General features: G+C 65.8%; 22 protein-coding genes and 1 tRNA gene. 13 read left to right on the top strand and 10 right to left on the bottom strand.

Going from position 1 to position 26,864, the window contains the following annotated elements; genetic code table 11:
* Positions 1-8: 8 nt before the first annotated feature.
* Positions 9-4,172 (bottom strand): translocation/assembly module TamB, encoded by a 4,164-nt coding sequence (locus tag J3A66_RS15435; protein WP_209569845.1) that lies wholly within the window; start codon positions 4,170-4,172, stop codon positions 9-11.
* On the bottom strand, positions 4,169-6,151 hold the full coding sequence (locus J3A66_RS15430; protein WP_209569843.1) for an autotransporter assembly complex family protein: 1,983 nt from the start codon (positions 6,149-6,151) through the stop codon (positions 4,169-4,171). The genes J3A66_RS15435 and J3A66_RS15430 overlap by 4 nt, the downstream gene beginning before the upstream one ends.
* Positions 6,152-6,324: 173 nt before the next feature.
* On the opposite strand from J3A66_RS15430, the gene J3A66_RS15425 reads away from it, so the two are divergent.
* Positions 6,325-6,492 (top strand): hypothetical protein, encoded by a 168-nt coding sequence (locus tag J3A66_RS15425; protein ID WP_167396669.1) that lies wholly within the window; start codon positions 6,325-6,327, stop codon positions 6,490-6,492.
* Here the strand turns inward: J3A66_RS15425 and J3A66_RS15420 are convergent.
* Positions 6,489-7,121 (bottom strand): S24 family peptidase, encoded by a 633-nt coding sequence (locus J3A66_RS15420; RefSeq protein ID WP_209569841.1) that lies wholly within the window; start codon positions 7,119-7,121, stop codon positions 6,489-6,491. The two genes, J3A66_RS15425 and J3A66_RS15420, sit on opposite strands and share 4 nt — an antisense overlap.
* Before the next feature lie 90 nt (positions 7,122-7,211).
* Between J3A66_RS15420 and J3A66_RS15415 the strand changes: the two genes are divergently transcribed.
* The 4 genes from J3A66_RS15415 (at position 7,212) to J3A66_RS15400 (ending at position 10,268) form a co-directional block, all read left to right on the top strand.
* Entirely contained in the window at positions 7,212-7,400 is a 189-nt protein-coding gene (locus tag J3A66_RS15415; RefSeq protein ID WP_031438885.1) for a hypothetical protein, read from the top strand.
* Between the two features lie 2 nt (positions 7,401-7,402).
* Complete coding sequence (locus tag J3A66_RS15410) at positions 7,403-7,723, top strand: hypothetical protein (protein ID WP_245337104.1); 321 nt, start codon at positions 7,403-7,405, stop codon at positions 7,721-7,723.
* Positions 7,724-7,789: 66 nt separating this feature from the next.
* Complete coding sequence (locus J3A66_RS15405; protein WP_245336838.1) at positions 7,790-8,986, top strand: acyl-CoA dehydrogenase; 1,197 nt, start codon at positions 7,790-7,792, stop codon at positions 8,984-8,986.
* Between the two features lie 136 nt (positions 8,987-9,122).
* Positions 9,123-10,268: a CaiB/BaiF CoA-transferase family protein gene (locus J3A66_RS15400; protein WP_209569837.1), complete on the top strand. Its 1,146-nt coding sequence runs from the start codon at positions 9,123-9,125 to the stop codon at positions 10,266-10,268.
* Positions 10,269-10,347: 79 nt separating this feature from the next.
* Here the strand turns inward: J3A66_RS15400 and J3A66_RS15395 are convergent, their stop codons facing one another.
* A complete protein-coding gene (locus J3A66_RS15395; RefSeq protein WP_031438881.1) occupies positions 10,348-11,655 on the bottom strand; it encodes a sugar MFS transporter in 1,308 nt (435 codons plus the stop codon).
* 171 nt (positions 11,656-11,826) lie between these two features.
* Here J3A66_RS15395 and J3A66_RS15390 point away from each other — a divergent pair, with 171 nt between their 5' ends.
* From J3A66_RS15390 to J3A66_RS15360, 7 genes are all read left to right on the top strand, one after another.
* A complete protein-coding gene (locus J3A66_RS15390) occupies positions 11,827-12,588 on the top strand; it encodes a class II aldolase/adducin family protein (RefSeq protein WP_209569836.1) in 762 nt (253 codons plus the stop codon).
* Positions 12,589-12,628: 40 nt separating this feature from the next.
* Entirely contained in the window at positions 12,629-13,174 is a 546-nt protein-coding gene (locus J3A66_RS15385) for a (2Fe-2S)-binding protein (protein WP_031438879.1), read from the top strand.
* A 124-nt stretch (positions 13,175-13,298) separates the two neighbouring features.
* A complete protein-coding gene (locus J3A66_RS15380; RefSeq protein WP_209569834.1) occupies positions 13,299-14,186 on the top strand; it encodes an RcnB family protein in 888 nt (295 codons plus the stop codon).
* Positions 14,187-14,277: 91 nt separating this feature from the next.
* Entirely contained in the window at positions 14,278-14,961 is a 684-nt protein-coding gene (locus J3A66_RS15375) for a 2OG-Fe(II) oxygenase (protein ID WP_056406126.1), read from the top strand.
* Positions 14,962-15,045: 84 nt separating this feature from the next.
* Positions 15,046-16,797, top strand: a complete 1,752-nt coding sequence (gene recJ, locus J3A66_RS15370; protein ID WP_209569832.1) for a single-stranded-DNA-specific exonuclease RecJ — start codon at positions 15,046-15,048, stop codon at positions 16,795-16,797.
* Positions 16,798-16,844: 47 nt separating this feature from the next.
* Positions 16,845-16,919, top strand: a tRNA-Glu gene (locus J3A66_RS15365).
* Positions 16,920-17,270: 351 nt separating this feature from the next.
* Positions 17,271-17,615 carry a hypothetical protein gene (locus J3A66_RS15360; protein WP_209569831.1) on the top strand — a complete coding sequence of 115 codons (345 nt, stop codon included), beginning with the start codon at positions 17,271-17,273 and terminating at the stop codon, positions 17,613-17,615.
* Here the strand turns inward: J3A66_RS15360 and J3A66_RS15355 are convergent.
* Both J3A66_RS15355 and J3A66_RS15350 read right to left on the bottom strand, forming a co-directional pair.
* A complete protein-coding gene (locus J3A66_RS15355; protein ID WP_183936412.1) occupies positions 17,601-17,804 on the bottom strand; it encodes a hypothetical protein in 204 nt (67 codons plus the stop codon). The two genes, J3A66_RS15360 and J3A66_RS15355, sit on opposite strands and share 15 nt — an antisense overlap.
* Before the next feature lie 45 nt (positions 17,805-17,849).
* Positions 17,850-19,838, bottom strand: a complete 1,989-nt coding sequence (locus J3A66_RS15350) for a BCCT family transporter (protein WP_209569829.1) — start codon at positions 19,836-19,838, stop codon at positions 17,850-17,852.
* Positions 19,839-20,034: 196 nt separating this feature from the next.
* On the opposite strand from J3A66_RS15350, the gene J3A66_RS19340 reads away from it, so the two are divergent.
* Positions 20,035-20,634, top strand: a complete 600-nt coding sequence (locus J3A66_RS19340; RefSeq protein WP_245336837.1) for a hypothetical protein — start codon at positions 20,035-20,037, stop codon at positions 20,632-20,634.
* Positions 20,635-20,707: 73 nt separating this feature from the next.
* Here the strand turns inward: J3A66_RS19340 and J3A66_RS15340 are convergent, their stop codons facing one another.
* The 4 genes from J3A66_RS15340 to J3A66_RS15325 all read right to left on the bottom strand — a co-directional run bounded on the left by J3A66_RS15340 (position 20,708) and on the right by J3A66_RS15325 (position 26,820).
* Complete coding sequence (locus J3A66_RS15340) at positions 20,708-21,730, bottom strand: potassium channel family protein (RefSeq protein ID WP_209569828.1); 1,023 nt, start codon at positions 21,728-21,730, stop codon at positions 20,708-20,710.
* Positions 21,731-21,942: 212 nt separating this feature from the next.
* Positions 21,943-23,250, bottom strand: a complete 1,308-nt coding sequence (locus J3A66_RS19550; RefSeq protein WP_209569826.1) for a mechanosensitive ion channel domain-containing protein — start codon at positions 23,248-23,250, stop codon at positions 21,943-21,945.
* 290 nt (positions 23,251-23,540) lie between these two features.
* A complete protein-coding gene (locus J3A66_RS15330; protein WP_209569824.1) occupies positions 23,541-24,557 on the bottom strand; it encodes an endonuclease/exonuclease/phosphatase family protein in 1,017 nt (338 codons plus the stop codon).
* 1,402 nt (positions 24,558-25,959) lie between these two features.
* Positions 25,960-26,820, bottom strand: coding sequence for a hypothetical protein (locus J3A66_RS15325; protein WP_209569822.1), 861 nt, complete (start codon positions 26,818-26,820; stop codon positions 25,960-25,962).
* Between the last annotated feature and the right edge of the window lie 44 nt (positions 26,821-26,864).

Genomic DNA, 26,864 nt, shown 5'->3' with positions numbered 1-26,864 from the left:
CGGCGGGTTCAATAGTCTTTGGAAATGCGGACGTTCGCACTCTGCCTGCCAAGCGTGGAGATGCTCGACAGCAGCGACAGCCAGCGGGTGACCTGGAACTCGACCTGCGTCGCGCTATAGCCCTGGCCGTCGGTGACGATCTCCGCATAGAGCCGCCGCGTCACATATTTGCCTGCGGCGATCGACGTGCCCTGCCCCGTCTGCGGATCGGCGGGCAGGATGCGCAGCCGGTCGAGACCCGCCGCACGCCGCACCGCGTTGATCGGATTGATCCCGTTGCCGCCGTCCTGCAACGCCGCCACCGCCGCCGCGAGCTGCAGGGCTTCGGGCGCGGACAGGTTGGTGATCGACGTCCCGAACAGCAGGCGCGACAGCAGCTCGTCCTGCGGCAGCGCGGGCGTGCTCGTGAACCCGATCTCCGGCTTGAGCGCATAGCCCGTGACGCGGATCGAAGCGTTGAGCCCGGTCGAATCGGCATTCGCCTCGATATCGAGCGCCGGGTTCGCGGGTACGCCGCCATCGAACCGGATGACGCCGCGCGCCAGCTCGAACTCGCGCCCGGCAAATTCGTAATCGCCGCGGATCAGCGTCGCACGGCCCGTGATCGCGGGATTCTGCGGCTCGCCGGCGATCTGGAGATTGGCGGACCATTCGCTTGTCAGCCCCAGCCCGCTGACCATGACCTGGTTCGGCGCGCGGGCCTTGATCGCCAGCGTCCAGGGGCGCGTCGGCGCGGCCTTTTCCTCGCCGCCCTCGGGCAGGTTGATTTCCCGGATGTTGAGCTGCGGCACTGCGCTTGCCGCGGTCGCCTGACCTAGCCGGTAGCGGCTCTTGTTCATCACCACGTCGCCCGCGATCACGCCGCCTATCCCGTCCGACGTGAACGTCAGCGGCCCCGTCACGGTCGCGCCGATATCATCGCGATTGATCATCACAGCGTTTGCAGCCTGCAACCGCAGGTCGATGCCGAGCCCGTTTCTGGCCGCGAAATCAAACTGGCCGACGCCGGTCACGCGGCCGCCCTTGCCCGCGTCCGCGGCAAAGCGGTCGATCACCAGCCGCGAACCGCCGAACCGGCCGCTGGCCTGGACGTTCGACAGGATCGTGCCCGTCGTGCCGCTTTCGATGCGGGCGTTGGTCGCCCGGACGACGCCGCGGATTACCGGCGCTTCGAGCGTACCGACGACGTCCGCCCCGATCGCCACCGGTCCCGACAGGTCGAACAGCTCGACCCCCGTCAGCCGCCACAGCGTGTCCGCGGGCCCGCTGTAGCGCAGCTGTCCGAACAGCCGCGCGCGCGCGATCCGCGTGGCGAGGTCGCCCTCACCAAGCGGCGCAAGCTGCGCCTGTGCGCGACCGATCGTCTTGCCGCCCGAGGCGATCACCGCACGCAGGCCGAGCTTGTCAGGCGACAGAAGCGCCGCGACCCCGACGTCGATCGGCCGCGACGACAGCACGAGCCCCGCACGGCTGAGGCCACGGATCGTCACGTCCGCCTTGCCCGTCGGCGGGTTCCCGCCGCTCGTCGCGACGCTGAACGTACCCGATGCCAGACCGCCGAGCCCGAGTCCCGGATAGCCGATGTCGAGGATGGCCAGCGGCATCCGCGTCATGCTCGCGTCGATCGCGCTGGTCGATCCGGTGAAGCGTCCGCCGATCTGCGCCTCGCCCCCCGAAAAGCTCAGACGCGTCGGTGCGAGCCGCCAGCCATCGCCGTCGCGGGTCACGATCGCGGGGCTCAGCAGCCGGAGCGGCCGCCGGTCGAGCGTCCCTTGCGCGGCGATGCGATAACTGTCGGCGGTCACGTCGGTCACGCTCTCGATATCAAATGCGCGTCCGCGCGACCCGGCAATCGACGCCTTGATCTGCCCCACCCCGCCGCGCAGCGACGCGCTGCCCGTCAGCCGCCCGATGCTGAGCGCCCCGCGTTGCAAGCCTGCGCCGGTCGCGGTCGCCTCGATCGAGGTGCCCGCAGGGTCGAGAATCGTGACGAGGTCCATATGGCCACGCCGCAACGTCCAGCCGGCGAGCGTCCCCGCGCGCGCATCGAGGTGCGCCTCGACGCGCTGATTCTCGCCGACCGGTCGGAAGAGCAGCTCGCCTCCCAGACCGCCGCCCGCCACCGCGAGCCGCCCGTTGAAGCCGCCATCGACGATCGCGAGCGTCCCCGTCGCGCGGGTCCCGCTGACGTCCAGCGCGGCGATCGCGATCGTGGCACCGGCGCCGCGCGGCAGGAGGAGCGTACCCGCCGCGGTGAAGGGGCCAAGCCGCGAGCCACCCGCAGCGGCAAAGGCATAGCCCTGCGCCGTCGGATCGAGATGCGCCCGCACGTTCGTCAGCCCCAGCACCGGACTGGGGCTGGCAAGGACGAGGTCGAGCGTCGGCCGCTCGATCCTGCCGTCCAGCGTCAGCGTGACCGGCCCGTAGTTCTGCTGACGGCCACCGCCCTCGAACCGGAAGCTGCCGTCGCGCCGTCTGTAGCCGTTGCCGCTCAACCGGATCTGCGGCGCGACAAGGACGAGGTTGCTGAAATGCAGGACTCCGTCCGTCGTTCGTTCGAGATTGGCGGTGAGCCGCGGCAGACCGCCTGCGAGACTGCGGAAGAAGGCGTTGTCGAGTCGCAGCACCTGTGCCGCGCCCTGCCCGATCACGCGCGTCCCCTTGCCGTTCGGCCCCGGAACGACGCGCAGCGTCGACGTGACGTCGACGATCCCCAGCCCCGGGATCAGATAGCGACCGAGCCGGCCATTCACCCCGACGTCGAACCGCCCGGTGCGCAGATCGACCCGGATGCCGATCCGTCCGTTGAGCTTGTCGGAGCGCAGCACGAGGTCGTCACCGGTCAGCAGCGCAGGCGTGATCCGCAGCCGCCCATCGACCGACAGGTTGCGCAGGATCCCCCCGGCGACATCGCCGACCCCGGTCACGCGGGCGGCGGTGACGCGGATCGGGACGGTGACCGGCGCCGCCGACAGACGCCCCTTGCCGGCGATCCGCACGCGATCGAAGCCGGTCTTGTCGAAGGTCAGTCGTGCCGCGTCGAGGCGGTAGTCGAAGCTTGCGGTCGCGAAGGCACCGTCGAGAATGGCGCGCAGTTCGATGCCGCTGCCCCCCATCGTCCCGATCAGCGCCGTCGGCCGCAGCAGCCGCGCCTTCACGCGAAGATCACGAAACGCGTTCGCGCCGAGATCGACGATACCCGTCGTGTCGAGCGAGAGCGCCGGCGACCGCAGCGACAGCCGCCCGTCGAGCCGGCGTTCGACGAACGTCGCGGCGCCATTGACCAGAACCCGCGGCGTGGTGAGCCGCGCGAGCCGTCCGCTGAGCAGCCCCGAGGGGGCGAGCGTTCCCGACAGCGTATAGCGTCCGCTCGCCTGTGAAAGCGCGAGATCGACCGCGCGTGACGCGCCGACATTACCCTGTGCGCGGCCCGTCCAGCGCGCCCAGCGGCCGTCACCGGTGACGACGAGCGCGACGTTGCTCCGGGCACCGACCATCCGCGCGAGCACCCCGTTCGCCTCACCGCGCGCCGCGACGTCCAGATCGAACCGGTCGCGCGCGGGCTCCGCATCGATCCGCAGCTTGAGCCGATCGCTGCCCGCGACCAGCGCGTTCACGTCGACGAGCGCGCGTCCCGAGCGGATATCGGCACGGCCGTCGAGCCGCGCGACGCGTGCGGTGCCGAGCACGCGGGGGTCGAGCAGCAGGCGTCCGACCGTGAGCCGCCCGATTCGGATGTCGAAATCGGGCAGGATCGGCGTGCGCCTCTTTGACGGTCGCGTGCGCGGGACGTGGAACAGCGTCGCGCGATCGATCGCGAGCCGGCGGATTTCGAGCCGGTTCGAAAACCAGCGGATGGGCGACCAGTCGAGCGCGACGCGCGGTGCCTGGAACACGAGCCCGTCGAGATCATAGACGCGCAGATCAGTCAGCCGCGTATCGCCATAGAGCGACCCGTCGATCCGCCCGATCGTGAAGCGCAGCCCATTGGCCGCACGGATCGCGCCGACCCGATTGGCGACATAGCGGTGGCCGATATCGGTATCGACGATCAGCAGCGCGGCACCGAGGATCGCCACCAGGGCCAGGAACGCTGCCGCAAGCCAGCGCCACCAGCGGCGCCGTGGCACAGGCCGGCCCGGCTCCGTCGTCTCGGTCGCGGCGTCGGTCAAAACGCTTGTCCCAGCGATACATAGACCGCGATCCGGCTGTCGCCCGGTTGCGGGTTGATCGGCGTCCCGACATCGAATCGGATCGGGCCGAAGTTCGAATAATAGCGCACCCCGATCCCCGTGCCATATTGCAGACCGGTGAATTTGGGCAGCGGCGACGTGTAGATGTTGCCCGCATCGAGGAACGGCACGACCCCGAAATTGCCGAACGCCTTGATCCGCGCCTCAATCGAGAATTCGGTCAGGCTGCGGCCGCCGATCGGGTCGTTGTTCGGATCGCGCGGACCGATCGACTGATAGCCATAGCCGCGTATCGACGCGCCGCCGCCGGCATAGAAACGCCGCGACGGTGCCACCTGGTCGCGCGGCGCGCCGACGATCGTACCGAGCCGGGTCCGCCCCGCCAGCACGATCCCGTCGCTGACCGTCCGGTACACGCTCGCGTCGATCTGCGTCCGGGCATAGCCGAACACCGATCCCTGGAACGACGCCTCCGGGCTCAACCGCCCACCGAGCCGGAACCCGCGCGTCGGGTTGAGCAGGTCATCCGATCCGTCATAATTCAGCGTGGTCGGCAGCGCGCCGATGAAGAAGGTGCGGCGTCGCGGGTCGCCGGTCGACACGATCACGTCGCGTTCGTCCGACGCGATCAGCTCCGCGCCGAGCGACCAGGTCCAGGTCTTCTGGAAGAAGATGTTCGTCTGGCGTTCGATGCTGCCGGCCAGCGTGAAGGTCTTGGCCTCATAGGCATCGCGGTTGATATGCACCGCGGAGACCTGCGCGGTCAGCACGCGGTCGCGCGCATGAAAGTTGTTGCGGCGATAGACGATCGCGCCAAGCTGCTCCTGCGTCCCGATGACGCTGCGCAGCGTGAGCGCGCCTTCGGGCGGAAACAGGTTGCGATGCGTCCAGCTGACCTCGGCGCGTGCGCCCTCGCCCGTGCCATAACCAAGCTCGCCCGCGACCGTGCGCGGCGGCGCGCGGTCGAGCTTTACGCCGATATCGACGCTGTCGGCGGTGCTGCCGGGAATCGGCCTGACCTCGACCGACGACACCAGGCTGGTCTGGACGAGCGCCCGGCGCAGATCGTCCAGCTCGCCCGCATCATAGGGCTGACCGGGGGAAAACCGCGCGATTTCCTGCACATGGTCTGCATCGAACACGCGGTTACCGGGCAGCGCGACGATCCGGCCAAAGCGCTTCTGGCCGCCCGGGACGATCGACAGGTCGAGCGTGGCGGTGCGTGTCGCATGGTCCACCACGATCGCCGGATCGCCGACCTTGGCGAACGGAAAACCCTCGCGCCCGATCTGAGTCGTCAGCTTCGCCTCGCCCGCGACGATCGCGTCCGAATTGACCGGGTCGGCAGGCTTGATGCCGAAGGCCTGGGCCAGCGCGGGCGCCTTGTCCCCCGCCGCCGCAAGACCGTCGATCGTCACGCCCGTGAAGGTGTAGCGCGTGCCGGGCTCGGCCGAGACGATCACCAGCGGCTTCTGCCCCGGCTCGACCCGGGTGGTGACGCGCGCGTCATAATAGCCCTCGGCGCGCAAAAGGCTGTTGAGCAGGTCGCCGTCCTCGCGCGCACGGCGATCGAGCTGCGCTGCGTTGGCGACCTCGCCGTCGTTCGCGTTGAGCGTCGAGAGCTGGTCAAACCGCTGTTTCAGCAGCGCGTTCTCGATCGAGTCGATCCCTTCCAGCCGCCACGAATAGCGCGTCTCGGTCGTCGCATCGGTGTTGGTCGCGACGGTGACCGGATCATCGGTGGCGGCGGCAAGATCGGGCCAGGCGACGCCGATATCCGGCAGCGGCGCGAGCGGCGACATCGGATCGAGCGACACCGGCGCGTCCGCAGCCGCAGCGCCCTCCTGCGGCGTGGATACGCGTGTCTGGGCGGCGGCGCGGGGGGGCGCCGTCAGCATCGGCACGACAAGGACGGCGGCGGCCGTACCGATCCCGACCCACCCGAAGCGGTACACCATGCTCGCCTCCTAGCCGGGCTTGGCCCCCCGCGACAGTCGTTCGTGACGCATTTTCGCCACGTTTCGTCATGACATCGAAATATCCTGCCGGACAATCAGCGCGTTGCGCGGTGCATCGTCCACGTCGACGGCCAGCACTGGCGTCCGCGCGCGCGACGTGGCAGGTGCGGGACATGGCTGACAAACGTCCGACCGCTGCTGGCGGCTTCCTGATCGCACTCGGCATCCTTGGCGGTGCCGGGGTCGGATTTGCGATCGGCCAGGCCACGCCCGGCCTCCTGATCGGCACCGCGATCGGCGTCGCCGCCGCGCTCCTCGTCTGGATTCGCGACCGCCGCTAGGCGGGTTCGCGCATCTGCCAGACGACGCGGCCGACAATGTCGACCGGGCCGTCGGGTACCGGCGGCGCGGCAGGATTGTCGCTCGACACGCTGAGCGTCCCGTCCCGCAGCGCGACGCGCTTGACCATCGTCAGGCCATCGACCCGGATGACGTAGAGCCGCCCGCGCGCGCCCGGCACCGTGGTCGCCATATTGACGATGATGTGATCGCCGTCCTGCAGGCCGGGCTCCATCGATGTTCCCCGGACCCGGATGATCGCCGCCTGCCCGTCGCGCAGCCCGAGCCGCCGCGCCAGTGCCGGGTCGATCACGTCGGTGCCCAGCAACACCTCGTCATCGACCAGCGCACCCGGCCCGGCCGACGCCTGCACCGCCAGCCGGGCGATCTGGAATCCGGTGGGACTCTTCCCCGTCTTCCCCCCGCTCCCACCGAGCACATGGTCCTCGACGCCGAGATACTGCGCGAGCAGCCGGCGATCGTCCTCCGCCAATCGTCGTGGCGACCCGCGCTTCACATACTGCTGCAGATAGGCCGCGTTGCGTCCCAGCATTGCCGACAGGGCCGCCAGACTGTCCCCGCGCGCAGCCGCAAGCCGTGCCAGCACTGCTCGGGGATCGGGATCGGACATGGTGAGACCATAGCGCAGGAAAAATCCTAGACAAGTTGGATTTCAAGGAACAGATCGTGAACGGACGCAGGGAATCACGAGGAGCAAACGATGTCCGTACTGGTCAAGATCAACCGATATCTGCGGCAGACCGACATGGGGGCGGCGACCTTCGGACGGCGCGCGGTGAATGATTCCCGGCTCGTCGCGGATCTCAGACGCGGTCGTCAGCCACGCGCGGGACTGGTCGCGCGAATCGAGGCGTTCATCGCGAACACGTCCGGGCGCGGCCGGTCGTGAGGATGGACCCCCTGCGCGGCCCCGATGTCGCGACGCGGTTGATCCGCGCACTTCACGCCAGTGTCGCCGCATCGGGCACGGCATTCGAGGTGATCGAGACGGTTTCCCGCCCATGGGCGAGCGCCACCTTCTCGGGCGAGCAACATCATCTGGTCATCCTGGCGGATCCCATACCCGGCTTTCGATCGTGGCTTGCCGCCCTGCCCGATGCCGAGCTGCCGCTGCGGGGACACATCCTCGCCGATCTCGCGATCGACATGGTGGAGCAGGTCGGGTTGCGGCTGCGTGTCACCATCGCGGCGTTGACGCTGATCGACGCATAGCCGTGCCTTGGGGCTGGACTTTCGGCCCTGGAAACACGAAGTCGGCGGCCAATGAAGGAGATGACGATGGCAGGCACCGGCGCCGGAATGGGCAAGTTCGAATGGGCGGATCCGTTCCTGCTCGACGACCAGCTGAGCGAAGACGAACGCATGATCCGCGATACCGCGCGCGCCTATGCCGAGGACAAGCTCGCGCCGCGGATCATCGACGCGTTCCAGCACGAACATACCGATCCCGCGATTTTCCGTGAGATGGGTGATCTCGGCCTGCTCGGTCCGACTATCCCAGAGGAATATGGCGGCGTCGGCGCCTCCTATGTCGCGTACGGCCTGGTCGCGCGCGAGGTCGAGCGGATCGACTCGGGCTATCGCTCGATGATGTCGGTCCAGTCGAGCCTGGTGATGTACCCGATCAATGCGTTCGGCTCCGAAGCACAGAAGCGCAAATATCTGCCGAAGCTCGCGACCGGCGAGATCATCGGCTGTTTCGGACTGACCGAGCCCGATGCGGGTTCGGACCCCGGCGGCATGACGACGCGCGCGAAGAAGACCGCGAACGGCTATGTCATCTCGGGCGCCAAGACCTGGATCTCCAACTCGCCGATCGCCGACGTGTTCGTGGTCTGGGCCAAGTCCGACGAGCATGGCGGCGGTATCCGCGGCTTCATCCTGGAACGCGGGATGAAGGGGCTCGAGACGCCCAAGATCGAGGGCAAGCTGTCGCTGCGTGCGTCGATCACCGGCATGATCCTGATGGACGAGGTCGAGGTCGGCGAGGACGCGCTGCTCCCCGACGTCCAGGGGCTGAAGGGGCCGTTCGGCTGTCTCAACCGTGCGCGCTACGGGATTTCGTGGGGGGCGCTCGGTGCCGCCGAATTCTGCTTCCACGCCGCGCGGCAATATGGCCTCGATCGCAACCAGTTCGGCACCCCGCTCGCCGGGCGGCAGCTCTATCAGAAGAAGCTCGCCGACATGGAGACCGAGATCGCGCTCGGGCTCCAGGCGTCACTGCGCGTCGGGCGGCTGATGGACGAGGGGCGGTTCGCGCCTGAGATGGTCTCGATCGTCAAGCGCAACAATGTTGGCAAGGCGCTCGACATCGCACGGATGAGCCGGGACATGCACGGCGGCAACGGCATTTCGGGGGAATATCAGGTGATGCGTCACATGATGAACCTCGAAACGGTCAACACCTATGAGGGCGCACACGACGTCCACGCGCTGATCCTCGGTCGCGCGATCACGGGTATTGCGGCGTTCTAGTGATAGGCCACGTGCTTGCTTACCACCCCGGCGAAGGCCGGGGCCCAGTTGGGGGACGCGCCTTGGCTGATCCTGCGTGTCGTCACTGCAATCTTTCCAACTGGGCCCCGGCCTCCGCCGGGGTGGTGATTTAATCGTGGAAGGCAAACCCACACCCCTCGCCGGCCTAAAGGTCGTCGAACTCGCCCGCATCCTCGCCGGCCCCTGGGCAGGCCAGGTGCTCGCCGACCTCGGCGCCGACGTCGTCAAGGTCGAGAGCCCGGCGGGCGACGACACCCGGACATGGGGCCCGCCGTTCATCGACAACCCCGACGGCACCAGCGATGCAGCCTATTTCCACGCCGCCAACCGCGGCAAGCGCTCGGTCGTCGCGGACTTCACGACACCCGAGGGACAGGCCGCAGTCCGTGCGCTGATCGCCGACGCCGATGTCGTGATCGAGAATTTCAAGGTCGGCGGGCTCGCCAGATACGGCCTCGACTATCCGACGCTCGCCGCGATCAATCCACAGCTCGTCTATTGCTCGATCACCGGCTTCGGACAGGACGGACCCTACGCACCGCGCGCGGGCTATGACTTCATCGTCCAGGGCATGAGCGGGATCATGGATCTCACCGGCGAGCCTGATGGCGCGCCGCAGAAGATCGGCGTCGCGTTCGCCGACATCATGACCGGGCTGTATTCGGTGATCGCGATCCAGGCGGCGCTGGCGATGCGCGAGCGAACCGGCCGGGGGCAGCAGATCGACATGGCGCTGCTCGACACGATGACCGGGGTGCTCGCCAATCAGGCGATGAACTGGTTTGCGAGCGGCGTCTCGCCGACGCGGGTCGGCAACGCGCACATGAACGTATGCCCCTATGCCGTCTTTCCAACCAGCGACGGGTGGTTCATCCTCGCGGTCGGAAATGACGGCCAGTTCCGACGGTTCTGCGATGCGATGGGCTTACCCGAAATGCGCGACGATCCGCGGTTCGCGACCAATGCCGGGCGGCTCGCCTTCAAGGATATCTTGTTTGTAGGGATCGAGGCGGCGACCTCGCTGGTGCCTAAACTCGAGCTGCTCGCGCGGCTGGAGGCGGTCGGCGTCCCCGCCGGACCGATCAACACCGTCGCGCAGGCGTTCGACGATCCACAGGTGATCGCGCGCGGCATGGCGATCGACGTCGTGCGTCCGGATGGATCGAGCGTGCCGGGTTTGCGCACGCCGATCCGCTTCTCAGATGCCGATCTCGCGACCGGGCGCGCGGCACCAATGCTGCCAAAACACCCGTCATCCTGACGAAAGTCAGGATCCAGAGCCACGGACGGTAGCGGTCGTGGCTCTGGATCCTGGGTCTAGCCCAGGATGACGACGAGGATTAGGCGACGGCCGTCACCGGCTTGCGCGCATACACCCCGTACGCAAGGATCAGCGCGTAGCAGATCGCCGGGAGCAGCAACGCGAAGTGCAGGCTGCCCGACGAATCCGCGAGCACGCCCGTGAAATAGGGGATGATCGCCCCGCCGACGATCGCCGTGGCGATCACGCCCGATCCCTCGGCCGCACGCTTGCCAAGGCCTTCGGATGCCAAGGCGAAGATCGTCGGGAACATCACCGAATTCATCAGCCCGATCGACAGCAAGGCCCAACCCGACACGGCACCCTCGGTATTCGCCGAGATCAGGATCAGCGCCAGCGTTCCCGTCGCGACACCGGCCAGGACCTTGCCCGGCGACACCTTGTTGAGGACATAGGCCCCGATGAACCGCCCGATCAACGCGCCGCCCCAGTAGAAGGGCACGTGCTGACCGGCAGCGACATCGCTCAGGCCCATCACGCTCGGCTGCATCAGGTAGTTGACGATCAGCGAGCCGACCGCGACCTCGGCGCCGACATAAAGGAAGATGCACGCCGTCCCCATCGCAAAGCGCGGGCGCTTGAGCAGCGTGAAGGCGTGGAGGATGCTGCCCGTCTGCTCCTGCTCCTCGTTCAGCCGGTTCCGCCGCGTCCAGACGACGGCGGCGACGATCAGCAGCGCGATCGCGAGGCCGATATAGGTGTGCACGACGGTCCGCGACGATTCGGTCCGGTAGGCGTCAAGCGCGGCGCCGGTCAGCGTCGAGGAATCCACCGTCGCGAGACCACCAAGGATGACCGCGGAACCGACATAAGGGAAGATCGTCGTGCCGAGCGAGTTGAACGCCTGCGCGAAGGTCAGCCGGCTCGATGCCGATTTCGGCGCGCCGAGCGCCGAGATCAGCGGGTTGGCGACGACCTGGACGACCGTGATGCCCGCGCCCAGCACGAAAAGCGCGAACAGGAACATCTCGAAGCTGGCCTTGCCCGCCGCCGGGATGAACAACAGGCACCCGACGGTCATCGTCACCAGCCCGATCGAGGCGGTGCGCATATAACCGGCCTTGCGCACGATCGCCGCGGCAGGAATCGAGAACAGCGCATAGGCGAGGAAGAAGGCCGACTGGACCAGCATCGCGGTCGCATGGTCGAGCGTGAACAGCTCCTTCATCTTCGGAATGATGATGTCGTTCAGCGAGGTGATGCCACCGAAGATGAAGAACAGGGCGAAGACGAAGACGCGCAGGTCGGGGGCGTCGTAACCGTGATTGGCATCGCCCTCTGCGGCGGCGCCTCCCGCGGCGGCGGTGTGATGGGTGTCGACATGCATGATAAATTGCGCCCTCTCGCGGTCTTGTTGGGCGGCGGCATAGGCCGGGGCGACCGCGCGTGGCAATGGTTAGAGGCGCGTTCGCGTCCGGCCGCGGCGTGCCACCCGTCGATTGCCGCGCTTTCGGGCATCGGGTATGCCGTTTGCAAACGCGACAAGGGAGAGCATGAGATGGCGACCGCAGCGCTGCGCAATTCGACGGTTTCACCCGCGGAATGGGAGGCCCGCCAACAGCTTGCCGCCTGCTACCGGGTCTTCGACATGCTCGGCTGGTCCGAGATGATCTACAACCACATCACGTTGAAGATCCCCGGCGAGGACGGCGCGTTTCTGATCAACCCGTTCGGGCTGCATTTCAGCGAGGTGACCGCGTCGAGCCTCGTCAAGATCGACATCGACGGCAACAAGCTCGACCAGAACCCCTATCCGGTCAATCTCGCGGGCTTCACGCAGCACGCGCTGTTCCACAAGAACCTGCCCGACGCGTATTGCATCATGCACACGCACACCACTGCGGGGATGGCGGTCAGCGCGGTCGAGGGCGGGCTGCAGCCGACCAATTTCTATGCCTGCAATTTCATCGGCCAGATCGCCTATCATGATTTCGAGGGCGTCACCGTCCGGTCGGAAGAGGGCGAACGGCTGATCGAGCATCTCGGCGACAAGCGCGTGATGCTGCTGCGCAATCACGGCATCCTGGTCATGGGTCGGACGCTGCCCGAGGCGTTCATCAAGCACTGGTCGCTGCAGCGCGCCTGCGAGATCCAGGTCGCGACGGCGTCGATGGGCACGCCGATCCTGATCCCCGACGATGTCGTCAAGGTCCACCAGCGCGATCTCGGCAAGGTCTCGCTGCCCGGTGGTGCGGGCAAGGCGGATTTCGAGGCGATGGTCCGGCTGGTCGACAAGCGCGACACGAGCTGGCGGCAATAGCCCCCTCCCCTCCGCCCGGGGGATCGGCTAGCGCGCGGGGATGACCCGCTTCACCGTCAACAACCAGGCGATCGAATATCGGCTCGATCCCGCGACGCCGCTGCTCTGGGCGCTGCGCGACGCGTCGAACCTGACGGGGACCAAATATGGCTGCGGCACCGGCCATTGCGGCGCCTGCACGGTCGATATCGACGGCCGTGCGGTGCGCAGCTGCCGTGTGCCGATCGGGTCGATCGAGGGGCGCTATGTCACCACGATCGAGGGGCTGTCGCACGAACGCAACCACCCGCTGCAGCTCGCCTTCATTGCCGAAGCGGTGCCGCAATGCGGCTTCTGCATCCCCGGCATGATCATGGCCGCCGCCGCACTGCTGAAACGCGATGCAAACCCGAGCGAGGCGCTGATCCGCGAACAGATCACCAATCTGTGCCGCTGCGGCGTCTATCCGCGCGTCGTCGAGGCGATCCAGCGCGCGGGCCGCGCGACCCGCGGCGAGGAGGTCCTGCCCGCCGGCCCGCGCCCCGGGATCGACCCGGCGGATTCCGCACGGCTTGTCCCCGCGCTCGTCCCGCCGCCCGCGCGCTAGGCCGCCCGCGCACGAATCCTGTCGGATCGCTGACCAAGCCATTCAGCGTCGCCTCACGCCCGTAAGGCTAGACGGGGTGCACCATAGGAGCCGGCTCGTGCGCCGGCAGTCGAGGACGACGGCAATGACGCGGAGTTTCCTGAAGATCTTGCTCGTGGCATCCGCACTGGTGCCGGTGGCCGCACAGGCGCAGCGGTTCGGTGCCGAGGCGCCGGGGAATGGCGAGGTGCGTGGCGATCGGGGTGAGCGGGGCGATCGTCCGCATCGTGCGGACCAGGGCACGGTCGTGCAGGGCCAGGCGCGCGGTGACGGCGGCTATGGGCGCAACGGCCGACCGGACGGCCCCCGCCAGGACTGGAATGCGCGCGTGGCGTCGGACCGGCAGGCCGACCAGGTTCGCGAAAACTGGGTCCGCGGCAATGCGCAACGCGATGCCGCCCGCCAGGACGTCCGAAACGACCGCCGCGGTCAGCCCGATCGCGCGCGCTTTGACGGGCGCCCCGGCGAGGACCGCGGCTATCGCGACGATCCACGCGGGCGCGCCGACTGGCGCGGCCGCCCGGACCCCCGCGGCCGCGACGACTGGCGCGGACGTGACGGCGATCGGGATCGGGATCGGGGCGGCTATCGCAACGGCCAGCATTTCGGCGGCTACGGCACCGTCCAGGGCTATGGCCGCGGCGGATATGGCCAGCGCGGCGCATGGAACCGCGGCTGGCGAAGCGACACTCGTTATGGCTGGAGCGACTATCGCGCGAGCAACCGCGGCGCCTACCGCCTGCCGCGCTATTATGCGCCGAACGGATGGGGCTCGGGCTATCGCCGCTTCGGCATCGGCTTTTCGCTGAACAGCAATCTGTACAACCAGAATTACTGGATCCAGGATCCCTACACCTATCGCCTGCCCGAGGCCTATGGGCCGTATCGCTGGGTCCGCTATTACAACGATGCGCTGCTCGTCGATCTCGACAGCGGGCGGGTGGTCGACACGGTCTACGACATCTTCTGGTAGGCACATTGCGGCACGACGGGCCACCCCGCCCGTCGTGCCGTACCCATTGCGCCCCCTTGCGTTTCGCGGACGGCTGCGCAAATTCGGGTCCATGGGTTTATTCACCAAAGCCAAGCCGCAGGATCCGATGGCGCCGACACGGCAGGCGGCTGGCGCCAGCGTCGCCGCGCGGCTCGACGCCAATCCGAAGGTCCAGCGCGTCGCGATCGACGGGGTGCAATTCTATCACCACGCCAACTTCCTCGACGCCGCGACCTGTCGTGCGCTCATCGCGCTGATCGATTCGAAGCGGCGGCCGTCGACGCTGCTGTCCGACCGCCCGAACAGCAGTTTCCGCACGTCGGAAAGCTGCGACATGGATCGCTGGTCCCCCGATGTGCAACCCACCGACGAGGCGATCGCCGCGCTGCTCGGCATCGACCTGCCGCATGGCGAGACGATGCAGGGTCAGCGTTACGCCCCCGGCCAGCAATTTCGCGCGCATCACGATTATTTCCATGCGAGCGAAAGCTATTGGGACAAGATGCAGGAACAGGGCGGCCAGCGCACCTGGACCGCGATGGTCTATCTGAACGACGTGCCCGAGGGTGGCGCCACGTGGTTCCCGCAGGCGGGCGTCAAGGTCGCGCCCAAGCGCGGGCTGCTGCTCGCGTGGAACAATATGAGCCCCGACGGCAGCCCCAATGGCCTGACGCTCCACGAAGGCATGCCGGTGGTCGAGGGCGTCAAATATATCGTCACAAAATGGTTTCGCGAACGCCCCTGGATCAAGTGACGCCCCTCCCCCGTCGGGGGAGGATCGCCTGCCCGCGTCGGTGAAGCCGCTCGACAATCCCCCCGCAGCCACTACCTCCGGCGCATGACAGTTCTCGGCGTAACCTCCTCGATCCTCGGCCAGCCCTGGCGCTGGCGCTCGCTCGCCGCCGACGCGCGCGACGGGTTCGGCGGCGACGATCTGGTGACCCAACTCCTTCTCGCACGCGGCTGCCCGCGCGAGGCGCTCGACGCGCACCGCACGCCGTCGATCCGCGCGTTCATGCCCGACCCGTCGATCTTCCGCGACATGGACCGCGCCGCCGACCGGCTCGCCGATGCGGTGCAGGCGGGCGAACAGGTCGCGATCTTCGGCGATTACGACGTCGACGGCGCGACCTCCGCCGCGCTGATGATCCTCGTGCTCCGCGATCTGGGGATCGAGGCACGCGCCTATATCCCCGACCGCCTGCTCGAGGGCTATGGCCCGTCGGGCGAGGCCATGGTCAGGCTCGCAGGCGAAGGCGCCTCGCTGATCGTCACGGTGGACTGCGGCGCGCAGGCGTTCGACGCGCTCGATGCCGCGCGCGATGCGAAGGTCGACGTGATCGTGATCGATCACCACAAATGCTCGACCGCACTCCCGCACGCGCTGGCGCTCGTCAATCCTAACCGGCTCGACGAGGACGAGGGCGCCGCACACGGCCATCTCGCTGCGGTCGGCATGTGCTTCCTCGCTGCCGCCGCGCTCGTCCGCACACTGCGCACGCGCGGCTACTTCGCGGATCGCGCCGAGCCCAAGCTCATCGACCTGCTCGACATCGTCGCGCTCGGCACCGTCGCCGACGTCGCGCAGTTGCGCGGGCTCAACCGTGCGTTCGTCGCGCAGGGGCTGAAGGTCATGGGCGCGCGCCGCAACATCGGCGTCGCCGCGTTGATCGCGGCGTCGCGGCTGACGCGCAACCCGACCTGCACCGATCTCGGCTTCGCGCTCGGCCCGCGGATCAACGCCGGCGGGCGCGTCGGCCGCGCCGATCTCGGCGTCCGCCTGCTGACGACGCAGGACCCTGACGAGGCGCGCGGGATTGCCGAGGAGCTCGACCGTCTCAACGAGGAACGCCGCGCGATCGAGACCGCGGTGCAGGAGGCCGCCGACCTGCTCGCCAGTCGCGAGCGCAGCGTCTCGGTCGTCGCCGGACAGGGCTGGCATCCCGGCGTCATCGGCATCGTCGCGGGCCGCCTGAAGGAAAAGCTTGGTCGGCCCGCGATCGTCATCGCGATCGACGAACACGGCATCGGGAAAGGATCGGGCCGGTCGATCCCGGGCGTGGACCTCGGCGCGGCGGTGATGGCGGCGCGTGAGCAGGGCCTGCTCGTTTCAGGGGGCGGCCACGCGATGGCGGCCGGACTGACGATTGCCGAAGCGGCGATCCCGGCTTTCGCCGACTTCCTCGAGGACCGGCTCGCCGCAGCGGTCTCGCAGTCCAATGACGGCCGTACGCTTTTGCTCGATGCGGTCCTGGCCGCGGGCGGGGTCAATCCTGCGCTGGTCGAGTCGATGGACGCAGGGGGACCTTATGGGATGGGCTGGCCCGCACCGCGCGTCGCGATGGGGCCGGTCCGCGTGATCAAGGCGGATGTGGTGGGCAATGGCCATGTCCGCACGATCGTCGCGGGCGACGACGGCCGCAGCGTCAAGGCGATGGCGTTCCGCGCCGCCGAGACGCCGCTCGGTCAGGCGCTGCTCGGCGCGGCCCCGCACCGCAAGCTCTGGCTCGCCGGTCGCGCCAAGATCGACGACTGGGCATCGCGCCCCGCAGCAGAATTGCACGTCGAAGATGCCGCCTGGGCCGATTGAAGGGTTGACGGGCCAGCGACTTGGCCTTAGGCGCCTCCAACCACGCAGGCCCCTTCGTCTAGCGGTTAGGACGCGGCCCTTTCACGGCTGAAGCACGGGTTCGATTCCCGTAGGGGTCACCATCTCATCGCCAAGCGGCTGAGATTGGCAAAATATCAATAGAATCAACGCCTCGCGAGGCGCCCAGTGCTACAGACGGCGTCCCATACCGCATTCCGTCGAGCGCGGCAGATCGCGTTTCTCGCAGTTTCGAATGATCGTTGCGGAGGGTGTCCGAGGGGTCATCGGCAATACGGCGTGGACAGGGTGTTTGAAAGAACCAACCCGTTCCTGGCGCGTAGGAAGCGCGCCGTGCTGGTTATCGGATGCCTGCCGAGATCAGGCAGCGCGAGACGGGATCACCACCTGATAAATGGTCGCTGAGCGCACCAAGGCCGTCTTGCATTGAGACGGCTGTTCCGCGACTGCGGCGCATGCCTCACGCCAGCAACATCGTCTATTGCGACGGTCCAGACAGCCCCCACGCCTTCGACATCGTTCCGATCCAGCCCCGTAAGGGGAGCTTGGATGCCATGTGCCCATTGTGCAAAGGCCGGGGCCAATGGAATACCGAGATCGATCTCGTAAGCTTCCGCTGCAAGCGTACCGCCTGCGATCGGTGCCATGGCGCTGGATGGGTAGAAACCGGCTCGGACCCGGTCGGCCTGCCCGACATCGAGATTTCACCGGAAGGCTACCCCCGGTGGACCCTGCGCTTCGAACCTGCCGACGAAGTCACGCCGATTGACCCGGAAAAACCAGGCCTATCGCAGATCTAGGAAGTTATTGGTTTGGTCAGGCGCACCGAGTTTGGCCGCGACCCACGCAACGTCCTCGTCGCTTGGCTCCTTCGGCGGGTCCTCGCCAGGCGAGAGCACGCCATCGGGGAGGTCTTGCGGGATGCCGGTAATCGGCTCGTCGATGGCGCGCTCGTTGGAACTGTCCGTGATCTTCTCTCTGTTCGGCATGTCATTCTCGGCGGCGGCGGCTCCTGGTCGGCGAACAGCCCTCGCTCAGGTCATCCGCCGGGCGTGGCGGAAGCGCGCATACCGGTTGAGGAGATCGTTGATGAGCTGTTCGTCGCTCAGGCCGGTCACATCATGCGCCGGCTCTCCCTCCGAGGAATGCGCCACCGCCCGGTAGTGGAGACGCTCCTGTTCGTTCGCCTTGCGCGATGCAGCCCAGGCGAAGCTTGCCTGGCGGAAGCCGCGCGCACGAACCCCGTAGCGGAACTCCCCACGCTCGCCGTGCGGGATGCGAAGCTCGACCTGGTTTTCGTCCTGAACGAGGGTTGGCGAGAGGCCGCTGTCGCGCATTTGTGCCGCTACCGCGTCGAGCGCCGGGCTTGCCGTATCGGTGAGGAACGCCGCAACCTCACGCTTGTCGTGGAAGCGCGTGATGGTCGCGAGGCGCTGCTGCCAGCTCAACGGCGTTTCGGCGATCGGATCGGAACCCCCGGCGGAAAGGTCCATCGCTTCCTGGCCCTCGGTCTGCAGGGCGCGCAGCAGCCCATAGCAGATGAACACCATCACCACCGCGAATGGCAGTGCACTGGCGATCGCGGCCGTCTGAAGGGCCTGGAGCCCCCCGGCGACCAGCAGCACAGCACCGACGCCGCCCGCGGATACCGCCCAGAACACACGCTGCCAAACCGGCGGGTTCTCCGCCGCGCCCGACGTGATCATGTCGATGACCAATGCCCCGGAATCCGCCGACGTGACGAAGAAGGTGATGATCAGCAACGTCGCGACACCCGAGACGATCGTGGCAAGCGGCAGCTGCTCCAGTGTCTCGAACAACGCCACCGGCAGATTGTTGGCGACGGTGTCGGCGATGGCGGCCGTACCCGCCATGTCCAGCGCGATCGCGGTGTTGCCGAACACCGTCATCCACAGGAAGGTGAAAAGGGTCGGCACCAGCAGCACGCCGCCGATGAATTCGCGGATCGTGCGCCCACGCGAGATGCGGGCGATGAACATGCCGACGAAGGGCGACCAGGCGATCCACCAACCCCAATAGAACAAGGTCCAATTGCCCAGCCACGGGTTGGGTTCATAGGCGTAGAGGCGGAAGGTGCGCGGCACGACTTCGCCGAGATAGGTGCCGATGTTCTGCACAAAGGCCTGGAGCAGGAACACCGTCGACCCGGTGACGAGGACGAAGGCGAGCAGCAGTCCGGCCAGGATGATATTGAGTTCGGACAGGCGCTTCACCCCCTTGTCCAGTCCGGCGACGACAGACAGCGTGGCCATGCCGGTGATGGCGGCGATCAGGACGAGCTGAACGGGGATGCTCGTCGGCAGGCCGAATAGGTGATTGAACCCGGCATTCACCTGGAGCACGCCGAGGCCAAGCGACGTCGCAACGCCGAACATCGTACCCAGCACCGCGAAGATGTCGACGGCGTGGCCGATCGGGCCATAGATCCGCTTGCCGATCAGCGGGTAAAGTGCCGAGCGGATGGTGAGCGGTAGTCCACGGCGAAACGCGAAATAGGCAAGCGCCAGCCCGACCACGATGTAGATCGCCCAAGCGTGCAGGCCCCAGTGGAAGAAGGTGAGGACCATCGCTTCGCGCGCGGCCGCGATCGTCTTCCCCTCACCCACGGGTGGCGATGCGTAATGCTGGATCGGCTCGGCCACGCCGAAGAAGATCAGGCCGATGCCCATCCCCGCACTGAACAGCATCGCGAACCAGGACAGGTAGCTGTAATCCGGTTCGCTGTCGTCGGGCCCGAGCTTCACATCGCCATAGCGACTGAACATCAGGAAGATGGCGAAGATCAGGAACCCCGCGACGGCGGCGATGTAGAACCAGCCGAAATCCGCGACGATCAGCGCCTGCACGGTCGTGAACACCCGGTTCGCGGTCTCCGGGGCGAGTGCACCGAAGAGGGCGAAGGCCAGGATCAGGCCTGCCGAAACGAAGAATACAGGCGGATTGATCTCCGCCTTGCGTCCCGCGGCTGGCTGTGGCGCGTCACTCGGTACCGGCTTGGTCAATGTACCCCCTATTCATGGTTAATGTCCTGTCCAGTGAATGGAACGACGCTGGGCCTTGTCAGTTGCGAACGAGTGTTACGATGCGGGAACGATTGACCTAGCCTCTCGCTTGCGGCCTCGCCCTGTCGGTGGTGCTGTCGTCGGCGGCAGCGCAGGACGCCCGGTTAAGCAAAGCGATGAGCGTCTGACCGAGACGATGCTGCCGGCCGAGAAGAAGGCCAGTGTGCTTGCCGGAACATGGAACAGTATCCAGGGGTCGAAGCCCGGGCTCGGCCAGCCGAACGATGGCGCCCTGCCGGGCTGGTACGAAACCGACCTCTATGCCGGCGCGTCGATCGAGCTCGACAAGCGATGGACGGTGTCGGAAGCCTGTTATCGATACGTCTCGCCCTCGGCAGGCGTAATCGAGCGGAAAGCGAAGCGCGGTCGTCTCGGACGAAAGCCGTATTTCTCCCTGTCTTGGCTCGGCAGGAATCTCGAGCCTGAACGCTGTGCCCTGATCATAGGCCCGCAGGCGCAGCAGATGTGCCCGTTTACCGCCATTGAGCTCACGCGCCCTGACCAGCAATTCCCCGTGTCGCGCGTCACCGTTGTTGGACGACGCAACAGCCTCCGAGCTTTCGATGATCATGGGGCCGTACGCATCGCCCTCTGGCCGCAAACCGACGTCCGAGGGGGCAACGACATCGCGATCATCATGCCGGATCCGAACGGCCAATCCGCCGTTTTTCAGCCGACCGGCGACGATTTCGGTTCGGCCGTCAAGCGATCGAAACGAGGCCTCGCCCTATCTTGATGAAGAACGCCATGGATCCGGTAGACGAGGTGCCCCCGCAAAAAACGGCGCTGGCCGGACATTTGGTGGTAAATTAGCGCCGGGGGACAACCTCAACGATAATATCACCCGCTTCCAGACGGGCGGCCTCGGGTTCCCAGAAGCAAAAGTCCTGATGCCCACGATAGATGCGGTGGCCGAGTCCGGTGGCGATGGCGGCAAGCGGTTTGCCGACCTCTTCTGCAGCGACCTCGCGTTCCCGCAGGACTACACGCCCGCCCGACGCGGCAAGATCGGCCATGTATTCGGCGGTGTGGGCGCCGTGCGTGGACCCAGCGAGCAAAAGGCCGGCGAAGCTGGCCGGGTTGATGACCACGTTTGCGCCCGCCTGATGCGCAATCGCTTCATTGTCCTCCGACCGGATCACCACGCTGATCGGCAGATCGGGCGCGATCCGCCGCGCTGTCAGCACGATAAGGATCGAGGTATCGTCGCGACCGGCGGAAACGATGAGCGCGCGAGCCTTGGAGAGACGGGCTGCCTCGAGCGCGGCGTTGCGCGTGGCGTTTCCCTCCATCACCGTCGTGCCGCAACTCTCCGCCGTGCGTAACGCCGCAGCGCGCTCGTCGACGACCACGATCATGCCCGGATCGGCACCGCGACGGATGAGTTCGCTGACGGCCTCAGACCCGCTCGTGCCGAAACCGGCGACCACCACATGGTCTTCGAGGTGTCGCTGGATCACCGACATACGCCATTTCTCCCAGACGCCCTTGAGCAGAAAATCATATGCGGTACCTAAAAAGATGAGCCATACGAAGAGCCGGATGGGCGTCACGACGAAGGTATCGAACATCCGCGCCTGCTGGGTCACAGGCACGATGTCGCCGTAGCCGACGGTCGTGACGGTAATCATCGTGAAATACAGGATGTCGGCGAACGTTACGGGCTCGCCCGAATTCTGCCGCAGGCCGCCGCGATCGAACCAGTGCACCGCGAGCGCAATGCCGATCAGCGCCAACGCGACCAGCGCCCGCCAGGACAGGGCCAGCCACGCCGGCGTTCGGCTCTGGCGGCGCAGGCGATAGTGCACCGTGTCTGCATCGTCAGTGTGCATGCCGTCTCTTGCCTCTCCGCTGTGCCGCTGTGAAGTCTTTCGGTGATCCGCTCGATTGGTTGGCATTTGGGGAGGTTACAGACTCTCGACAGCGCCTGTCTGCAATCGCTTACGGTGGATCGACATGAGGATCCCGAACAGGATCAGGGCCGTACGCCGCGGAGCAGTGCCCCGCTTTATCGAACGGGCGCCCTGATCACTGCGGCAGTGGCCTAGGTCGGGGGCGTTTGCTCGCCTGATGTAGAGTGAAAACGGAGATCGCGCTGAGGCACCGGGATGGTGACGCCGTGTTCCTTGAACAGGTCCCAGATGCGAAAGAACACGTCGCTTGTGACGTTCCCAACCCCCGCCTCGGGGCTGTCGATCCAGATCCGCAGGTCGAATTCCACCCCATTGTCGCCGAATTCCTTGATCCAGCAGACAGGGGCGGGTTCGGTCAGCACACGTGGCGAGACGGACGCGGCCTCGACGGCAAGCCTCTGCGCCAGTCGCAGATCGCAATCGAACGACACCCGAAACCCGACATGAACCCTGACGTCCCGGCTTGAGAAAGACCAGTTTTCGACTTCGTCGGTCATCAGCCGTTCGTTCGGGATCAGATGCTCCTTGCCGTCACGGGTCAGCACCGAGACTGCGCGAACGCCGATCTTGTTGACCCAGCCGAAGGTATCGCCGACCGCGATGACGTCGCCGGGCTTGATCGATCGGTCGAGCAGCAGGATGAGCCCTGCGATCAGATTGCCGAGCGTCTTCTGCAAGCCGAAACCGATCGCGAGCCCGAACGCGCCGGAGAACACGGCCAGCGCCGTGAGATCGATGCCGAGAAGATCGATACCGACGAAGATCGCGACGGTGACGACCGCAATCTGAGCGAGTTTCTGGAACAGCACGCGTTGCGCCGCGTCGAGCAGCCGGGCCTGCCCGATCCAGCGCAGGATCAGCCCGAGCAGCGCGCGCGCGGCGAGGAACAGCAGGAGCGACAAGCCGACCGCGTTGACGATGTCGAGCAGCGAAATACGCCGGGTGCCGACCCCCATGCTGGCGCGGTCCAGTCCGGCGATCAACGGAGCGAGGCCCCCCAGTCGACTTGCCAGCACGATGAGGAACAAGGTGGCGGCGATCAGCGACGCCGGTCGGCTCCGAAGACCGAGCGCACGGCCGAACTGATAGGCCAGCGCCGCGACCGCGATGCCGAGACCCGCTGCAAGCAGAAGATCGGCGCCGGGGTTAAACCCCCGAACGCCAAGGAATGCCGTCAGGACCAGCGCCGTCACGCCGGCACGGGTAATCGCCATCAGGCGCGGCGCGACCACGTCGGCGTGGCGCGGCGTCAAGGCCGGCAGGAGGTATCTACAGGCAAGGCGCGCTGCAACGATACCCAGAAGAAGGGCCGTGCTCAGGATCGCGACAGCCGCGATCAGATCATGAAACGGGAGCGCCGTCCATTGATCCAGATAGGTCTGCCACCAGGCATCATGTTCCAACCGGTTCTCCAATGCCATCTCGTCGGCGTCGGTCACCCGACAATCACAGCGTCATTCCCATCTGGTCGCCAGATCCCTGTTAAACGGACTTGGCACCCCGGTCAGCCCTTGTACGTCATGCGCGTTACCGCCGTGCCGTTTGCGCCATTCCGGGCAAGGGATCGCTGGTGAAGCAGCGCGAAGGACGGGCGAGTTGCTCGGCACCACCTCTGTGCCCCCTGCCCTGTCATGCGACGCCAAAGCCGTTCGTCAGATACCAGTGTCTCGAGCGGGTCGTCCTGCAACGGCTCTGCCCCTATCATGTACGTCAAGTCCGTGAGCTTGGCTTACCGCTCGCGCCGGTCCTCGTGATACTCCTCAAGGACCTCCTTAACGTCCTTGCGGTCTTCGTTCGACACTGCGTCAGGCGCCTTGTTGGCGCCGGACCGGCCGGTCAGGCAAAGACGCGAATGTATCGGGAGATGGTCTGAACCCACATCTTCCAGCACCTCCAGGCTATGCACCTTGAATTCGGGTGTGACGAACATGTGGTCGAGCGGCCAACCGAGCAGCGGCGTGCGCGCGGGGAAGGTTGCGAACGTGCCCCGACCGATCCGAGCGTCGAGATAGCCTCCGACGCGTTTGAACAGCTGCGAGGTGTGCGACCATGCGACATCGTTGAAGTCGCCGATCGCCAATACCGGCAACTTCGTACGGGCGGCGCGACTCGCCGCGATCGCGATCTCGGCGTCCCGTGCCTCGGTATCCTGTCCGGGAACGGGCGGGCGCGGGTGAAGCGCTATCACGCGAAATCGATCACCGGCCGTCAGCTCCCCATGCACCGACGGCGTATCCTTTTGTGCGATCGTTTCGATCCGCCCATCGCGCATCGGCAGCCGCGTCGCGAAGATCATACCGTAGGTATTGCCGATCGGTTGTTCGAGCCGGTGTGGATAGCGCGCAAGCTGCTTGGCCAATGCATCGGCCCAGCGCTGGTCGGTTTCCATCAATAGCAGGATATCGGGCCGAACCCGATCGATCAGCCGCGCCGTTCGCCCATAGTCTCGATTGGACTCCAACACGTTCAGCGAAAGGACGCCGAAACACCGGCTCTGCGCGGTTGCGGCATCATCCGCAAAGGCCAGCTCCGTCTTCGCAAGCGGTGTATACGGATAGATGCGATAGAGTTGCCACCCGGCTGCGACGGCGCACCCCACTGCGATCCATCGTCCTGCCTGCCGATCCAGCCACAGCGCCAGGCCTCCGCTCAGCAGCAGGAGGCCGAGTATCTGAACCCGGGGAAAGTCCCAGATCCTGATCCACCATTCATTGGACTCGATGATGCTGAGCCCGGTTACGAGCATCAATACGCCTGTGAGGGCACGGATCGGAAATGTAGCTAGCCGCATTCCTGATGCCTAGGAGCGGCCTTGCCTTCGACCAAGCCCTATAACCCTCAGGCCGAGATATCACCGGCGCTGCTGCCGAAGCCGGAGCCGTATCGAGGCCATGTTCGGTCGTTCTAGAGACGGGCGCGGCGTCGTCAGTCGCGACGATCGATGCCCGAAGGCCTTCCTCTCCGCAATCGACCTCGCCACCACGGGCCTGGTGTAACACTGATTAACGAGTCGTCACCCTAGTAACGGGAGTTCCACCGATTCGTCGGCCAAAACGCTCTGTTCAACGAATATTGGATCCCGACTCGGTTTTAGTAGATTGCCATATTAACCACGACCGGGCAGGACGGTCTTGCCGCGGGGCGGCAGCATAATCCATTTAACTCAAAGGAAATTTTATGCGTTATTGGCAGAACGGCAAGCCTTTCAAGGGTTAAGTCGAACATAAAGGACGACTCGCTATCTGATAGTGGGTCGTCCTTTGTTTTTGCATGCTATGGCATTGATAAAATTGTTACAGTTTTTTTACGTTATGGTGAATCGACTGGAAAAGATTCATTCTTGCGACAAGCGACGGCTTTTGAGTTCTTATCCCGAATAATTTTTGGATCGGAATAGCCTGTCTGCCGGTTTTCAGCCGCCTTAGGGTTGCTGTGATCATACCGAAGATGTTGGCGCCAGGCATGAGACATGCTGTGCCGACCATAATCTAAATCATCTTTACGTCCTGCTGCCCACATTGCGCGGTAACCGGTAGTAATTCAGCGCCGAATGACGGCGCCGATGGCTCTTCAGGGCCCTTTCACCCAGCGCCAATTCGCGGATCTTATCAGGTGGCGGACGCCGCTCGACAGAGTGAACGCCGTACTTGAACTCGGCTTGATACACACCGAGAATAAGTACTCGCTGCTTTCCAGCGCGTAGGCAGGATCGCACGCAAAGGCGGCGAGGCACTCTTGGTCCGCATCGGCGCGACCTTACCGAACCGCAAAGCGGTCAGTTCACCAGACCTTGGGCGATACCCAGTCATCATGGTACGTATTACGATCGCGCCCCGGGGTGATGCGGCGGCGTGAACGACGGCCTGATCGCACCGAAACGTCCGCTGGCAAACGGTGCAACCCGCGATACATCTGCCGGTCCTATCCAAGCCGGCGACGCTTGCCTGACATAGAGTCGACACGGCATCGCGGCCGCGCCCGCATACGTCCGCGACGCTGCTGCCCTCAGACGAGACTTCACCCAGCGGCATGTCAGATCCGCAGAGTCCCCTCTGTCGCGGACGTCAGCGGCACGTCCTTGCCCGTTGTAGCGGAGGCTGACGCACTCCGCGCCAACGGGCGCCGATCGAAAGAGCCTTCAATAGGAATTACTGAGAAGCCTTCGCCTTGGGATCGAGGGGTTTGGCATACTCGATCTTCGCCGCGTTCCGCAGCGCCGCCTGATGCTGAACGATGCCTGCCTGGATGCGGTCACGTGCTATCCCCTGCTTGGCGAGTTCATTGATAGCAGCAGAGCTCGCTTCGGCTGGACGGACGCTTATGACATGATTGGCGATCGCCGTTGCACCTTCGAGAATAACCAGAGGCTCACCGTTCACCGTCGTCATCAATCGACCGAGTGCGTTACGATCCAGACTTGCGCTGTCGAGCTCCACCGTTGCCCGCTGATAGCTCACGCCCCGGCTATCCAGAACTGCTGTCAATTCCGCCAATGTCTTTGCCGGCTTCATAGCCGCGATCAGGCTCGGATTATTTGGTGCTGGAAAACGAATCTGTTCCACCGACAATGTCCGGCGCTCCCTACTCAGTTCGGGATGCTTCGCTAGATACGTCTCGACGTCGCGCGTCGTGACCGGTTGAGGCACACCCGCTGCGACCGATTGCAGCGCAAGGTTCGCCATCACGATATTTTTGGCACGCTCCACGGCAAGAACGGCGTTCGGCTTCTTGTAAAGACCATCGCGCTCGCCGGCCTGGATAACCAGCTTTCGATCGATAAGGGCCTGCAAGGCCTTTGGCTGAAGGTCTTTCGAGTTTCGCGCGTTGGCTCCGCTCAACCCCAGCTCGAAATTGAGTTCGCTTTGCGTGATGGCTTCGCCATTGACCGTAGCAACCGTCTGACCGCTCGGTCCGGTTTTATTACAGGCCGCTGCCGCCAGCGTGAGTGCGAGGGCTGCGGCAGACAGGGTTTGCCGCTTGGTGATGAGGAACCTGGAGGATGCTGACATAAGCAATTACCTTAGACAAAATGCAGAAGGAAACGAAATTGGAA

The sequence above is a fragment of the Sphingomonas sp. PvP018 genome, assembly GCF_017876865.1.
GTDB classification, from domain to species: Bacteria; Pseudomonadota; Alphaproteobacteria; order Sphingomonadales; family Sphingomonadaceae; genus Sphingomonas; species Sphingomonas aerolata.
This window is presented reverse-complemented; position numbering and strand designations above follow the sequence as displayed.

Excerpts from the sequence above, each read along its gene's own strand:
- J3A66_RS15430 (WP_209569843.1), bottom strand. The coding sequence starts at position 6,151 with ATGGTGTACCGCTTCGGGTGGGTCGGGATCGGTACGGCCGCCGCCGTC.
- J3A66_RS15425 (WP_167396669.1), top strand. The coding sequence starts at position 6,325 with ATGGCTGACAAACGTCCGACCGCTGCTGGCGGCTTCCTGATCGCACTC.
- J3A66_RS15420 (WP_209569841.1), bottom strand. The coding sequence starts at position 7,121 with ATGTCCGATCCCGATCCCCGAGCAGTGCTGGCACGGCTTGCGGCTGCG.
- J3A66_RS15415 (WP_031438885.1), top strand. The coding sequence starts at position 7,212 with ATGTCCGTACTGGTCAAGATCAACCGATATCTGCGGCAGACCGACATG.
- J3A66_RS15410 (WP_245337104.1), top strand. The coding sequence starts at position 7,403 with ATGGACCCCCTGCGCGGCCCCGATGTCGCGACGCGGTTGATCCGCGCA.
- J3A66_RS15405 (WP_245336838.1), top strand. The coding sequence starts at position 7,790 with ATGGCAGGCACCGGCGCCGGAATGGGCAAGTTCGAATGGGCGGATCCG.
- J3A66_RS15395 (WP_031438881.1), bottom strand. The coding sequence starts at position 11,655 with ATGCATGTCGACACCCATCACACCGCCGCCGCGGGAGGCGCCGCCGCA.
- J3A66_RS15390 (WP_209569836.1), top strand. The coding sequence starts at position 11,827 with ATGGCGACCGCAGCGCTGCGCAATTCGACGGTTTCACCCGCGGAATGG.
- J3A66_RS15385 (WP_031438879.1), top strand. The coding sequence starts at position 12,629 with ATGACCCGCTTCACCGTCAACAACCAGGCGATCGAATATCGGCTCGAT.
- J3A66_RS15380 (WP_209569834.1), top strand. The coding sequence starts at position 13,299 with ATGACGCGGAGTTTCCTGAAGATCTTGCTCGTGGCATCCGCACTGGTG.
- J3A66_RS15375 (WP_056406126.1), top strand. The coding sequence starts at position 14,278 with ATGGGTTTATTCACCAAAGCCAAGCCGCAGGATCCGATGGCGCCGACA.
- recJ (WP_209569832.1), top strand. The coding sequence starts at position 15,046 with ATGACAGTTCTCGGCGTAACCTCCTCGATCCTCGGCCAGCCCTGGCGC.
- J3A66_RS15360 (WP_209569831.1), top strand. The coding sequence starts at position 17,271 with ATGCCTCACGCCAGCAACATCGTCTATTGCGACGGTCCAGACAGCCCC.
- J3A66_RS15355 (WP_183936412.1), bottom strand. The coding sequence starts at position 17,804 with ATGCCGAACAGAGAGAAGATCACGGACAGTTCCAACGAGCGCGCCATC.
- J3A66_RS19340 (WP_245336837.1), top strand. The coding sequence starts at position 20,035 with ATGCTGCCGGCCGAGAAGAAGGCCAGTGTGCTTGCCGGAACATGGAAC.
- J3A66_RS15340 (WP_209569828.1), bottom strand. The coding sequence starts at position 21,730 with ATGCACACTGACGATGCAGACACGGTGCACTATCGCCTGCGCCGCCAG.
- J3A66_RS15330 (WP_209569824.1), bottom strand. The coding sequence starts at position 24,557 with ATGCTCGTAACCGGGCTCAGCATCATCGAGTCCAATGAATGGTGGATC.
- J3A66_RS15325 (WP_209569822.1), bottom strand. The coding sequence starts at position 26,820 with ATGTCAGCATCCTCCAGGTTCCTCATCACCAAGCGGCAAACCCTGTCT.